This window comes from Candidatus Jettenia sp. AMX1 (genome assembly GCF_030263775.1).
In the GTDB taxonomy this organism is placed as follows: Bacteria; Planctomycetota; Brocadiia; order Brocadiales; family Brocadiaceae; genus Jettenia; species Jettenia caeni.
In genome coordinates this window covers 45,484-58,098 of sequence record NZ_SZPP01000040.1, presented here as the reverse complement: position 1 = coordinate 58,098, position 12,615 = coordinate 45,484, and the positions used below count along the sequence as shown (strand labels likewise).

The 12,615-nt window shown below is 39.3% G+C and carries 15 protein-coding genes and 1 pseudogene; 1 reads left to right on the top strand and 15 read right to left on the bottom strand.

Annotated elements, in window-relative coordinates; all coding sequences use genetic code 11:
* The first annotated feature begins 120 nt into the window (after window positions 1-120).
* A complete protein-coding gene (locus tag FBQ94_RS12425; RefSeq protein WP_007220126.1) occupies window positions 121-1,182 on the top strand; it encodes a class I fructose-bisphosphate aldolase in 1,062 nt (353 codons plus the stop codon).
* 95 nt (window positions 1,183-1,277) lie between these two features.
* Here the strand turns inward: FBQ94_RS12425 and FBQ94_RS12420 are convergent, their stop codons facing one another.
* The 15 genes and pseudogenes from FBQ94_RS12420 to FBQ94_RS12350 all read right to left on the bottom strand — a co-directional run bounded on the left by FBQ94_RS12420 (window position 1,278) and on the right by FBQ94_RS12350 (window position 12,505).
* Window positions 1,278-1,568 (bottom strand): gas vesicle protein K, encoded by a 291-nt coding sequence (locus FBQ94_RS12420; protein ID WP_040543338.1) that lies wholly within the window; start codon window positions 1,566-1,568, stop codon window positions 1,278-1,280.
* A gap of 104 nt (window positions 1,569-1,672) precedes the next feature.
* Complete coding sequence (locus FBQ94_RS12415) at window positions 1,673-1,912, bottom strand: hypothetical protein (protein ID WP_007220128.1); 240 nt, start codon at window positions 1,910-1,912, stop codon at window positions 1,673-1,675.
* Window positions 1,913-1,929: 17 nt separating this feature from the next.
* On the bottom strand, window positions 1,930-2,232 hold the full coding sequence (locus FBQ94_RS12410; RefSeq protein ID WP_007220129.1) for a gas vesicle protein: 303 nt from the start codon (window positions 2,230-2,232) through the stop codon (window positions 1,930-1,932).
* Window positions 2,233-2,393: 161 nt separating this feature from the next.
* Window positions 2,394-2,600 carry a gas vesicle protein gene (locus FBQ94_RS17500; protein ID WP_040543340.1) on the bottom strand — a complete coding sequence of 69 codons (207 nt, stop codon included), beginning with the start codon at window positions 2,598-2,600 and terminating at the stop codon, window positions 2,394-2,396.
* Window positions 2,601-2,901: 301 nt separating this feature from the next.
* Window positions 2,902-5,178: an ArsA family ATPase gene (locus FBQ94_RS12400; protein ID WP_007220131.1), complete on the bottom strand. Its 2,277-nt coding sequence runs from the start codon at window positions 5,176-5,178 to the stop codon at window positions 2,902-2,904.
* A 222-nt stretch (window positions 5,179-5,400) separates the two neighbouring features.
* Window positions 5,401-5,703: a gas vesicle protein GvpG gene (locus FBQ94_RS12395; protein WP_007220132.1), complete on the bottom strand. Its 303-nt coding sequence runs from the start codon at window positions 5,701-5,703 to the stop codon at window positions 5,401-5,403.
* A 208-nt stretch (window positions 5,704-5,911) separates the two neighbouring features.
* A complete protein-coding gene (locus FBQ94_RS12390; protein WP_007220133.1) occupies window positions 5,912-6,658 on the bottom strand; it encodes a GvpL/GvpF family gas vesicle protein in 747 nt (248 codons plus the stop codon).
* Window positions 6,659-6,723: 65 nt separating this feature from the next.
* Entirely contained in the window at window positions 6,724-7,041 is a 318-nt protein-coding gene (locus tag FBQ94_RS12385; RefSeq protein WP_007220134.1) for a hypothetical protein, read from the bottom strand.
* Between the two features lie 13 nt (window positions 7,042-7,054).
* Window positions 7,055-8,059: a gas vesicle protein GvpN gene (gvpN, locus tag FBQ94_RS12380; RefSeq protein WP_007220135.1), complete on the bottom strand. Its 1,005-nt coding sequence runs from the start codon at window positions 8,057-8,059 to the stop codon at window positions 7,055-7,057.
* A 63-nt stretch (window positions 8,060-8,122) separates the two neighbouring features.
* A complete protein-coding gene (locus FBQ94_RS12375) occupies window positions 8,123-8,473 on the bottom strand; it encodes a hypothetical protein (RefSeq protein ID WP_040543150.1) in 351 nt (116 codons plus the stop codon).
* Window positions 8,474-8,607: 134 nt separating this feature from the next.
* Window positions 8,608-8,766, bottom strand: a pseudogene (gene gvpJ / locus FBQ94_RS12370) (gas vesicle protein GvpJ); the annotation flags it as partial.
* A gap of 47 nt (window positions 8,767-8,813) precedes the next feature.
* Window positions 8,814-9,011, bottom strand: a complete 198-nt coding sequence (gvpA, locus tag FBQ94_RS12365; protein ID WP_285442166.1) for a gas vesicle structural protein GvpA — start codon at window positions 9,009-9,011, stop codon at window positions 8,814-8,816.
* Between the two features lie 537 nt (window positions 9,012-9,548).
* Window positions 9,549-9,932, bottom strand: a complete 384-nt coding sequence (locus FBQ94_RS12360) for a response regulator (protein ID WP_007220138.1) — start codon at window positions 9,930-9,932, stop codon at window positions 9,549-9,551.
* Window positions 9,933-10,020: 88 nt separating this feature from the next.
* Window positions 10,021-11,502, bottom strand: a complete 1,482-nt coding sequence (locus FBQ94_RS12355) for a PAS domain-containing sensor histidine kinase (RefSeq protein ID WP_007220139.1) — start codon at window positions 11,500-11,502, stop codon at window positions 10,021-10,023.
* Window positions 11,503-11,740: 238 nt separating this feature from the next.
* On the bottom strand, window positions 11,741-12,505 hold the full coding sequence (locus FBQ94_RS12350) for a GvpL/GvpF family gas vesicle protein (protein WP_007220140.1): 765 nt from the start codon (window positions 12,503-12,505) through the stop codon (window positions 11,741-11,743).
* Window positions 12,506-12,615 lie beyond the last annotated feature (110 nt).

Below are 12,615 nucleotides of genomic sequence, written 5' to 3'. Positions count from 1 at the left end.
AGCAAATCTTCGTGGCTGCTTTTAATGTAGAGTAGGGCAAGGCTAAAGCCTCGCCCTACATCTTCGTTTTTTCACGAGTCGCTGTCAAGGGTGGCTTATTTTAAAAAATGCGGATAAAATATGGCCAATATGATAGATAAGATTATTACTATCTTAGGAAATAACGCTAAATACCTTTTAGAGCATACATGTACTACCATTACGAAAGACAACTTGCATCTGCCAGGACCTGATTTTGTTGATAAAATTTTTGCTCTATCAGACAGGCCGAACAGGGTTTTAAGAACCTTACAGGAGATTTTTGATCAGGGGAGACTTGCGGGCACAGGATACCTTTCAATACTGCCGGTGGATCAAGGTGTAGAGCACTCAGCAGGTTCTGCCTTTGCGCCAAATCCGCTCTATTTCGATCCGGAAAATATTGTGAAACTTGCTATTGAAGGAGGTTGTAACTCAGTTGCTTCAACGCTGGGAGTTTTAGGAGCTGTCTCACGAAAATATGCTCATAAGATTCCCTTTATCCTGAAAATTAACCACAATGAGCTTCTAAGCTATCCGAACTCTTATGATCAAACCCTGTTTGCATCCGTTGAACAGGCGTTTGATATGGGAGCCGTAGGGGTAGGAGCTACGGTATACTTTGGTTCAGAAGAATCACGCAGACAAATAGAAGAGATTCGTGATGCATTCGAATGCGCACATAACTTAGGCATGTTTACCGTACTCTGGTGCTACCTGCGGAATGAGAATTTTAAAAAGGATGGCATTAACTACGAGGAATCCGCAGATTTAACAGGACAGGCAAATCATCTGGGAGTTACCATAGAAGCAGACATTATAAAGCAGAAACAACCCATGAATAACGGTGGGTATACTGCACTCAGGTTCGGTAAAACACATCCCCTTGTTTATAAGCAACTAACTTCTGATCATCCAATAGATTTGGCACGATATCAAGTGGCAAACTGTTATATGGGAAGGATTGGTCTTATTAACTCCGGTGGACCTTCTGGCGAAAACGATCTACAACAAGCGGTAAAGACGGCTGTGATAAACAAAAAAGCAGGTGGCATGGGACTGATTACGGGTAGAAAGGCATTTCAGAAACCGATGAAAGAAGGGGTTGAACTCTTGCATGCTGTGCAAGATGTCTATCTCGCGAAAGAAATAGACATAGCATAGCAGATGAAAAAATGGATTCTCAATATACCTCTTTCGTTGCCCTGTATCTTTCCTATTTATTGAGGTGCAAGTATTGCGGTAAAACTCTTATGTCTTTATAGCAACTTACCGAGGGGACCAAGATCTACATTCAGGTCTTCCGTTTTTAAACCAAATTGAGATTTAAGTTCTTCCATTTTTTCTGCTAATTTCATAAAAGTAATACCCAGATTATTTACCTCTTCCCTGCTCAATGTGCCGCTATCAATACGCCTGATAGCCTGGCGTTCCAGAAGTTCGCGAAGTAATTCAATAACCGTAAGCACTAATTTTGCAAGCCCCTTACTCACATCCTTCTGGTCAATATTGATATGATTTGGTAAAATGTTTTTTTTCCCATCTGACATGATACAGCTAAATATATCCGGTGCATTCGTTTCAATAGTAGGCATAAATACCTCCAAGGGTGGTATGAGACTTCCTCAAAAAAATGCTTTTTTCGTATAGAGAATCAGCTACTTTCAATCTTCAATGTTGCGTCAAAATACTGTGTTTGCATCTTTTTCGATTGAAAAATCCCTTTATACAAACACCTTGTTTTGTCAATTTTATCAATTTCTTCGGCATATTCCTTTAAGAGCTTATCCAGGGTTCCTTTGTAAAAGGTTCGAGCCATTTCAAGTTCTTTTTCGGTTGCATACACGCTATACCATAAAATGAAATTTTGTTTTTCAAGCTCTTTGCTGTCCATTTTTTATTCCTCGTATCTTATTTCTTAGATTCGAGTATTTCTATACGCTTTTTGAGTGCCTCTAACTCATCTGCATTCTGTACCGTAGTGGATTGAGAGTTGAAATCCTTATTGGTAATCCACCAATCCATACCCATCTCTTTTGCCTTCTCCACAGAGGCAATCATAAGGCGTATCTGAATGGTCAAGAGTTCAATATCAACAAGCTTAATCTTAATATCGCCCGCAATAACAAGTCCTTTATCTAAAATTCGCTCTAACACATCGGCAATCGTTGCAGAATTTGTTGATTGATTTATAACTCCACGCTGTTTGTCCATATTCGGCCTTTCCTGTTTTAGATTATCTGTGGACTCTGTTTCTCCCAACCTAATCTCTTTACTGAATGGGATAGCACAGATAGTCTATTTGTCCGTTCAACATTATTTACAGATCTCCATTAGAGACAGCGCCGGTTGACGATGGTTACTGTAAAGAGATTTCATTTGTATGTTTCCCGGTTAAATCGCTGGGCGGATGATTCTGATTGTGCCTGTCTTGCAGTTTCCACGGAGGTTAACAAAGCCTTCAATCCTATGTATATCAGATCAATATTAGCCACGGAGATAGTAATATCACCGTGTATTACAACACCGGTGTTAAGAACACGATCCAGCGTCTCACAGAGGGAAATATGCTGATTTTCCAAGAATGAAGGGGTTGCTAAACCTTCAGTTCTTTTTTCTATCAGTTCCTTTTCCTCTGCAGACAAATGGACCCATGGCTGATTTTGTATCTGATCATTTCCCTGTCGTAATTCACCCTCACCCATACCCTCCCCCTGAAAGGGAGAAGGATGGGGAGGAGGTAATTCCGGATCTGTAATAAGAAAAAAGCGTTCCCTCAGCATTGAAAACACTTTATGAAATAGCTTAAACAGGTTCTTCAAAATATCCATACCATTGTTACCATCCAATAAAATATTCTTTGATTGTACTTTCTTTCATACCTTAATTGAGGGCATCTCCGTATAACTTCTTTCCTAGTGATTGTAATGCTTTTATTCCTACAATCTCTCCCTCCTGTTTATGAATGATGCATAAGGAATCAACGGGAAACAATTTTTTGAAAACATAAAGCATCTTTTCCTCATATACAATCCTGTTTACACAAACAGGACATTCAGCACCGATGATGTCCTTTCCCGGATATGGATGTACCATATTTAAAATCCCCTGCTCAATGGGAATTTTTAGTCTCTTTACAGCCTCTAAAAGATCTTTTGTTTCTTCGTAGGCCATTTCGGTTGGAATAGCAATGGGAATAAAGAGAGATTTTTCCTTATCATGGAGTAAGGTTAAAAGTTTTTTTATCTTTTTTGATAGATCTACCAAAAAAGCCGAAATCTTCGGCATACGGACATTGTTTTTATATTTTAAAAAGAGATTAAAAAAAAATTTTAACCAATCAAGCGTTAGCTCCGGCATTTCTAAAAATCGTATGAAATGTCCTGTTGGAGCTGTATCAAGAATAAAGATGTCGAAACTCCCTTTATCCATGTAATCAATAATTGAGGTGATAGCCATAACTTCGTCAATGCCAGGTGGTGTTATCTCTATAAGAGATTCCATAATCTCCTTCTCGAACACTACGTGAACAGAAGCATCTCTTTTTGTGAAAGCTGTCATAAAATCCCGGATCTCTTCTGAGTAAAGAAGCTTTAGTTTTTGATACTCTTCTTCTGCATTCATTTCCTGAATGGATAGATTATGAAGAGATAAACCATCACCTCCAATCACTACATCCAGACAATCTGAGAGTGAATGAGCCGGATCTGTTGAAAAAAGTAATATACGCTTTTCCGGATAAGAATTTGACAATGACAGCGCCGTCGCGCATGCTAGAGTTGTCTTACCAACACCTCCTTTACCACTAAACAGTAAAAATTCCAGGCTGGATTTTAGCGCAGGCAATCGCTTCATCTCATTCGAGAATACCTTCATTCCTCCTGGCTCATTTTTATGAAGAGGAAATTCAGGGAAATCCCCTGTCTGTTTTGGAAGCAAGGAACTCAAGCGGGTATCGCCCGGAAATTCTCCTAAACTGCCATTTTGAACACCTTGATTATTATCTTGAGTCAGGCAAAAAGCTTCATCAGCATGCATAATATTTTGTTTTCTGAGGGCAAAGCATTCATCTCCATAACAATTATTTTGCACAGGATATGTATCCTTGATCTTATATTTTGCTGTAAAAATTTCTTTTTGCAGCGAATCATTTACCTCTCCTCTGGTTATTTCTTTTAAGGGAGGTACGGGAGAATGGATCATGAGGTTGCTTCTTTCCCTGGTATCATCTTGATGGAAAGAATTCACCATCGCTTGTGCAAACTTTAGTAATGACTCTTTTCCCTGAATTTCAGCATTGTATAAAGGCATACGTAAGAGATTATATCCATGTAGGGAAGATTTTATCTCATCAACATGCTTTGCTTGCCGTGAATACTGTGTGCTGCAGAAATAACAATCACTTACGGGATAAACGCGGTTAATAATAACCGTCTTTACCGGAACTTTATATTTCTTTAAAACAGACAAAAAACGCTGTGTTTCTTTCATACTCAAAATTTCTGGCAACATTACTGGCACAAACTCACATGACTTATCCTGCAGCATACGCTCAATCTTTTTTGCACCCTTTATAAATGCTTCAATAAATGCATCGGCGTCATCGGGTTGATAGCGCTTTACATACAGCTTTGATAAATATCGATGCTTCTCCATCATCAAGTTGAGAACGTAGGTCCACTTCTTTACGAGATAAGGCATTTGCATGAATTTCATAGTATGCCCGGTTGGTGCAGTATCAAGTATAATACTATCATAAGCATTACTTTCTGTTAAATTCGCCAATTCTATCATTCCCATCAATTCGTCTATTCCGGGTAACGAAATGGAAAGAAGATTAGAAATGTCAGCCTCATCAAGAAAACTACCTCTATTGATTATTTTCTTAAGTGCGCTACTATACTTTTCGATAAATTTCTGGAAAGATATCCGTGCATCTATCTCCCATACCTTAAGATTATCGAAATCGTTTGTATTCTTCAGGCTATCCATAAGGGAGTGTGCAGGATCAAGAGAGGCTAGCAGGATGCGTTTTTGTGGATTTTTATCTGCAAGATAGAGTGCAGTTGCTACCGCTGATGTTGTTTTACCAACACCGCCTTTACCCCCAAAACAAATTAAGGATACTGTGGTATTTGTTAGAAATAAGGGAATCTGCACATATCCTCTTGAGTGTTAATAGTAAGAAAAATAAGAGTTGAATTCTCCCGTTATAGCTAAAAAAATCTATGTTTCGAAAAGTTTTTGGAGAATCCCTTGATTTTAAGCCCGATTCTGGCGTTTACATTTCTAAAATCATAGGTATTTGACTATAATTCAATCGCCTTCAATTGAGCCAGGACATTTCGCATGCTCTTGCCTTGCAGCATGAGGCCAAATTCTTCAATCTTCTTCATCCTCTTCAATCTCACGGCTTTCATTACATTCTTCCTGTTCTTCCGTTACTCCATACTGTTTCTTTTTATATTCTTCTATCTGTTCCAGCCGATTTAAGAGTTCCGATTCTTTCTTATCAAACTCCTCTTCAGTAATCTTGCCCGTTTCAAGCATCATGTAAAGTTCGGATAGTTGTACGGTAATATCCTCTTCGTTTAAGAACTCATCCTCGGCAGCTTTATGAATCTGCTTGAATATATACGACAGGCCTTTTACTGGTGAAAACAAAATATCATCAACTAACAACATAGTATAATCTCCTCCTGATAAACCAAAAAACCGGTAATTATTCAGTTGCCTGAAGTTTGGTTGTACAGAAATGAGAAAGGATATTTTTTTCTCCCTTTGTCACTCTCCGTGGAATAAAAGATCTCACTTTTTTATAAGCGAAAGATTCTTTTCCCGTTCTGAATACCCATCAAACTTCATCTGGCTAAACAATTACACAAACTGATATTCATGCCATTTTCAGTTTTATCTCTACAAAATTATGGGGCGCCCATGGCCCGTGAAAATCAAAGGCATAATTGTCATCAAACACCTTTGCTGCTTCAAAAATTCCCTTTTCAAATTGTTCCAGACTTGCCTTCTCCACAAGGCATGCTAACTTCATCACTGTTTTTTCATCTTTGGGTTTATTTACTTTTATTTCGCAACAGTACCCTTTCAAAATGCTTTGTACCGTTGCCGTATGTTTTTCACGCTCCTGATTCATAATAGCCTCAAACATTCTCCCCAGTTCCATTTTTTCCTCTTGCGTTGCACCGGTAGGTTTTAGAAAAATATTATCCCGGAAAAGCTCAAGCGACCGATGTGTTCTCACCATAAATTCAAAGATATTCTCCACATCCCAAATAACTTTCAGGCCCATTTCAACCTTATCACCTAACCTCTTTAGTTGATTTACAAAGCTAGTATGATTTAATGTTAAGATCTTTTTAATGCCTGTTTCATTATCAGCCACAACACCAAAAGAAACAGGTAGAATCGAGGATGTCTTCATGACCTCTTTGATAACGCTATTGTGGGCACTCAGATTCTTTCGTTCCGGTCGGAGTCTGCCCCCCGGACCATCACTTACCACAGCAGCAATGCCATTATCTGAAATGGTATACACCTGCTTACCATCAATGCCTGCAAGGCTGAAACCGAACCTTACATCGTTCCTCGTAAAGCCATAAATGTATTTTCCGTTATTAGTCATAGTTAATCCCCTGTATATCTCGCGATACGTTTCCTGTGTACTTCAACAGGTATCCCATGTATAACCTAATATCTGAGGAGTTGTCCTCTGTTATCTCTGGCGATGTCATCCGTTTTTATGCTCGCTTTCGTATTCACAGGAAAACTTTCGGTAGTTGCTTTAATACGATCTAATAGGATATTTTTTTCAATATCTATCTCTTTAATCCGGTCAGCAACAGTTTTTATGCGCTGACGCGCACTTTCCATTTCCCTGATACGATGTACCCGCTCCATTTCAAGGGTAGTAATTCTCATGTATGCCTCATGGGGCAAAAATCTTTTATTTACTATACCGGCATGTGTCTTTATATCCTTTACACTCTTCCTTTTTTGAATAGCCATTTTTATTGTACCTTTACTTTTTAGCGGTTAAACCACAGTATGCCATAGAAGAAAATAATGATTCTTCTTTCTGTAAATTTTTCATATTACAAACCTTTTGTACAACCTCAGCAATCTTTTCCTGCATTATCAGTTTCCCGTCACGGGTAACCTTAATGGTGTTAGCGTTGAGCACATCCTGGCAGATCCGGCGAAATATTGGATCCTCCCACGCTGCATGACCGCCCCGGTGAGCAAGTATACGGGCAATCATGATACCGGTTCTGATACTGGGGCGATGATTATTAACCCCCATACTTCTCAATTTTCTAATAATATTAACGATCGTTTCTGCATCTTCCCGTGAAATACCCGATCTGGCTATTAAGATTTTAATTTCTGTTTCACAATCAAAATGATGGATCTGTATCGTTACGAGCCTGTCCATAAGCGCATCCTGTGTCTTATGAGTACCTGCATACTCCTCCGGATTCGAGGTAAAAATAGCGCGGAACTCCGGGTGTACCTCTATATACCCACTTCTCTGCCCGCCACGTTTAGGAACACCAAGAATCCCTTCCTGAAGGACACTCAGTAATACATTGTTTGCTTCCGGTTTTGTGCGATTAAACTCATCGTAGATAAGAATATTACCGTTCTTGCATGCATTGGTAAGAGGGTTATCTTTCCATATAGTTTGCATCACCTCTTCAGATCTCACTACCGAATGAATGAAATTATCATAGAGTTTTTTCTTGCTGTAACCGCTATCCTTGCCAATAAGATCAGAAGTTCCGAACTCATCATCACCATGAATCAGTGTCACATTCCTGCCAAGTTTTGCTGCCACATGGAAGGCCAGTGTTGTTTTTCCTGTTCCGGCAGGACCTGATAAGTGAACGGGGTAGCCGGCTTGAAGATATGCGAGAGCCGATTCAACCACTTCCTCTATACATGGAGTAACTACAAACCCATTGCTTGGCTCTAAGCAAAGTCCCGGTTCTTCAAGTTGGGTATTTTCATTTACGATTGTATCCATATCTCTACTCCCATTATTGTCGTTTTCATTCAAATTTGATCATCATTCTTAATTTTTAACAATTCATTCCACATTCATTATCTTTACAGAAACAACACCACTACCATGGCACCGCAAACAATACATCGCTGAAGCTGACAGATCATCCCCGGAACCACGACAGACAGAGCATACCTGTGAAGAAATAGCAGCGCTTGGCTGAACACCTTTTCCCATACAAGCAGTACAGGTTAATCTCTTAATAGCCCCTGTACCGCTGCAATGAGCACATCGGATATAAGGTGACTGAACCGTTACGATACCTCTTCCACCACATACACAACAGGTAGAAATATAAGACATAATACCAAAAGGATCCTTTCCTCTCCCTCCACAGAATCTGCAAACAATACTTACGGTTTTTGTTGTAAGCATTTCAGAAGCTGATCCTTTCCCGACAAAAACAAAATTTTTCCATTCCTTTGAAAATACAAAATAATAGGAGATTTCTTATATCGGATATGGATGACCGTCATTATGGTTGACGGTCATCCACCCGTTCTATTCCTTTCAACAGATGCAATAACGACTCTGGCCTCTATTGAAAGTAACTCAATACCTACCAAAGATACCTTAACCCAGGCATCAACCACGATACCCTTATCAAGTATCCTATCGACAACTTCTGCCAAACTTGATGAATCAGTAGATTTCTGTACCTTTGCCATGTGTGTTACTCCTTTCAAAATTTTCAGTTAAATAGATAACAAACACGTTATGAATTGCCCGGTAAGATACGGTTGTTACTTATTCCTTCAACAGATGCAATAACGACTCTGGCCTCTATTGAAAGTAACTCAATACCTACCAAAGATACCTTAACCCAGGCATCAACCACGATACCCTTATCAAGGATCCTGTCGACAACTTCTGCCAAACTTGATGAATCAGTAGACTTTTGTACTTTAGCCATGTGTATCACCCCCTCTCATTCATTAAAAAGATTAAAGGATAAATGTAAACCAGGTGTAAGGGTAGGAAAGCGAAACCTATGCCTCGCATACCTGTCAAAAAAAGCTATTCTTAAATAAGTCATATCCTGTTGAAAGTTAAAGGTGTAAAAAACTTACCTTTGAATAGATAAAAATTTTCCGCATGTAGGATATGCCGTGAAGGAAAGGAATTCTATGGAACAATTGCAATAGATATGTTACAAAGTCCATAGTATGGTGTCTTAAAATTGAAGCTATAGATAAATTCATGAGAATTATGGTATAGCCTGGTTTACAATCTCATGTAATGTAAATGTGTCAGAGTACAACGTAGAGACGCAAAATCTTGCGTCTCTACCATTGTGTACATGGTAAAGATTGATCACGATACCGGAGAACGGAGAGCATGTGATTTATAAAACAATTCCCGGATAGCCTATTCAGGGTTGCCATTCCCATGCATGTATTCAGGTGGGGAAGCAAGGCTAAAGCCTTACCCTACATACGGAAATTTTGTGTTATGAGAGGAAAGAGTTTTCTATAGTCAGGCGTATTTCTGAAATACTAAACGGTTTACCGATAAAATAATCAAAGAGACCTTTGGCAAGTCCCTGTTGTACGGATAGGGTATCCCGGTAATAATACCCGGTAATAATAGCAATTTTTATTTCCGGATAATACTGCTTAATGAGATTTGCCAGCTTTAAACCATCAATATCGGGTAGTTTGACGTCAAGGAAGATTAATCGAACACTTGGATATAGCTGTTTGAGCAATTCAAGCCCTTCTTTCCCGCTGGTTACCGAGCATGATTTATAACCTTTCGGTATCAGGATACTTTCCAGCGCCCAGCACATATCCACTTCATCATCTACAATAAGTATTTGTGGTTTTTCTGACATCTTCTTTTCCTTTTCATCATAAGCTATAAGGTCATGGGATTATTATCGGAGACTCGGTGAATCTCTGTCTGGAACCTTTTGGCTTGCATTATTTCTTCACCGGTAGTTGAATAGTAAAAGCAGAACCCTTTCCTACCGTGCTTTCTACCTGTATAGTTCCTTCGTGTTGTCTGATAATACTGTAGGTAATTGATAACCCAAGACCAGTGCCCTTGCCTACCGGCATAGTGGTAAAGAATGGATCAAATATCTTATCAACATTCTCAATTGGTATACCACAACCTGTATCCTCAAAGACAATGACGATTCTATCATTCCGATTAATTGAAGTTGTTATCGTTAAGGTTCCTCCGTCAGGCATAGCATTGGCGGCGTTGAGGATTATATTCAGAAAAGCTTGTTGTAATAAATTCTTCTCTGCCTTCATAATGGGAATATACGGGTATAGATTTTTTTTAATCTCGATTCGCATTAATAGCAACTGTTTTTCAATGAGCGTAAAAGTTTCCATAATGGCATCATTGACATTCGTCGGTTCAGAACGCCCGTCGGAAGGCCGCGCAAATTTGAGCAATTCTTCGATTATCCGGGAGGCGCGTTTAATACCCAAATAGATCTTTTCCGCACACTCTTTACGCAAACTTTCATTTTCCTGACATTCCAATAAAATCTGAGCAGCAGCAGAACTGATACCCAATGGATTTCGAATCTCATGCGCTATGCCACCAGCCATTACCCCCAGAGAAGCAAGCTTTGCAGAATGAAATAATTGTGCTTCTAATTCACGTCTCTCAGTAAGGTCTTGCCCTACACCTACAATACCTACCACGGTTTGTAAATCATCTTTCATCAGAGCAAAACTCCAGGAAATAGGAATTATCTTCCCGGTCTTTGTCTTAAGACCTAATTCTATATGTTTTACGGTTTCTCCCCGGGAAAGATTCTCTATGATAGAGGCCAGTGTTGGCTTTTGTGCATCCGCGCATATTGTTATCAACGGTTTACCCACTAATTCTCTGTCTATATAACCGGAAATTTTCTCTGCCGCATTATTCCATGTGGTAATCATCCCTATAGAATCCAGCGAAGTAACAATATCATTGGCGCTCTCGACCACTCCAGCGAGATGGCGCTCTGTTTGCCTGACTTTCTCGCGCAAACTTACCTGCTGCGTAATATCATCCATGATGAGCAGGACGTTTTCAACAATCCCTTGATCATCTTTGAGAGGAGTTAAACTATAAAAATACACCCTGCTTTGCAAGCCAGGAGATCGATAATACATCTCACGACCCCGATCTCCCACTCCTGTCTCAAATACCCTCCTTAGCCTTTCAGCAAGTCGTGTGTATTGCAGGATAACGCTCGGAAATATATCATCCACATGCTTCCCGATAGTTTCTCTTTCTGTTCTCCGTGATTTCTCGAGAAAATTCTTGTTGGCAATCAACACCCTGAGTTTACGATCAAACATTAAGAGGGAGGATGGGATACACGAAAAGATCATCATACAAAGGCGCTCGTATTTCCCCTCTGACAAATGTGTCTTATCAAGACCTGTACTATTCAAAATTTTCTCCGAAATCTAATGTTTCTATAAATATCTCACCCCCATGGGGTTATTTTTCAAAAAAAACCAAAGTATTACAAATCTCTCCAATGTGCTGTAGTTTTCCATAATGATTTGACATTATCGGCGATTGAAGCCAGACAGCATATGGCGGAGACGCAAGATGTTGCGCCTCTCCTTTACCTAATCCCGCAGGGATGTCATGATTATAGAAAAAAATCCTGTTGATATTTGTACACTATCCTCCGTCCCCCGAAACAAAATGATAAGGAGGCCAGGGACCGGAATACAAAAACCGGAACTCTTTCAAGCTCGCCACGAGATCATAGAATCTGATCCTGAATTCAGATAAAAAATCCCTGTGTATCAAATAATTGAGAGATATTCCCGGCAAAAAAGAAAAACCCTTATCCCACTGAGATTTGGTATAGATACCCTCAAATTGCGCATGACAGGTACTCACTATTTCCTGAACAGAAGTCTTGTTCTCATCCAGAACTGTATAATAGGCGCGTTGCCGTTCTAAATATGCCGTACCTGAGCTTAAACTATTTTTTCCAAATCTATAGGATTGTGGCGCATTTGCCTGATTTCTTTTCGATACATTCCCACTGATATCAGATTGAACAGACTGCGCATTCCTTACATCACTACTCCTCATAATAATGCGTAGTCCCATTTCAAATGTATTGTGCAATTGCTCCAGGTCTGCAATAAACATTGCATATCTATTATTCAGAAATTCAAATACTTCTTTCCCACTCTTAAATACAGATGAAAATCGCATAGGAAGAACCGTTTGTTCTTTTTGCAAGATCTCAATTACCGATGCATGGCGTAATACATTTTCATTCGATATCGGTATCTTGGCCATCGTAACCTCTGATATGAGAGCCGTTATTTCCCGATATGGTAAAGCACGAACACGGATATTTTCAATACCAAGTATATCTTGAATCGGTCTGCGAAACGCCTTTGTGATACCGTATAAATATTGATACATTTGTAAGCTCCATTCTCTTAAAGTTCAGTTTAAAATACAATGATTCTTTCTTTTCTATTTTCTTCTTTTATGTCTCCCTCTTTTCTATTTCATTCTTTTGTGTTTCCCCC

What these genes read in the sequence shown, in the direction of transcription:
- FBQ94_RS12425 (WP_007220126.1), top strand. Translation starts at nt 121, where the DNA reads ATGGCCAATATGATAGATAAGATTATTACTATCTTAGGAAATAACGCT.
- FBQ94_RS12420 (WP_040543338.1), bottom strand. Translation starts at nt 1,568, where the DNA reads ATGTCAGATGGGAAAAAAAACATTTTACCAAATCATATCAATATTGAC.
- FBQ94_RS12415 (WP_007220128.1), bottom strand. Translation starts at nt 1,912, where the DNA reads ATGGACAGCAAAGAGCTTGAAAAACAAAATTTCATTTTATGGTATAGC.
- FBQ94_RS12410 (WP_007220129.1), bottom strand. Translation starts at nt 2,232, where the DNA reads ATGGACAAACAGCGTGGAGTTATAAATCAATCAACAAATTCTGCAACG.
- FBQ94_RS12395 (WP_007220132.1), bottom strand. Translation starts at nt 5,703, where the DNA reads ATGTTGTTAGTTGATGATATTTTGTTTTCACCAGTAAAAGGCCTGTCG.
- FBQ94_RS12390 (WP_007220133.1), bottom strand. Translation starts at nt 6,658, where the DNA reads ATGACTAATAACGGAAAATACATTTATGGCTTTACGAGGAACGATGTA.
- FBQ94_RS12385 (WP_007220134.1), bottom strand. Translation starts at nt 7,041, where the DNA reads ATGGCTATTCAAAAAAGGAAGAGTGTAAAGGATATAAAGACACATGCC.
- gvpN (WP_007220135.1), bottom strand. Translation starts at nt 8,059, where the DNA reads ATGGATACAATCGTAAATGAAAATACCCAACTTGAAGAACCGGGACTT.
- FBQ94_RS12375 (WP_040543150.1), bottom strand. Translation starts at nt 8,473, where the DNA reads ATGCTTACAACAAAAACCGTAAGTATTGTTTGCAGATTCTGTGGAGGG.
- gvpA (WP_285442166.1), bottom strand. Translation starts at nt 9,011, where the DNA reads ATGGCTAAAGTACAAAAGTCTACTGATTCATCAAGTTTGGCAGAAGTT.
- FBQ94_RS12360 (WP_007220138.1), bottom strand. Translation starts at nt 9,932, where the DNA reads ATGTCAGAAAAACCACAAATACTTATTGTAGATGATGAAGTGGATATG.
- FBQ94_RS12350 (WP_007220140.1), bottom strand. Translation starts at nt 12,505, where the DNA reads ATGTATCAATATTTATACGGTATCACAAAGGCGTTTCGCAGACCGATT.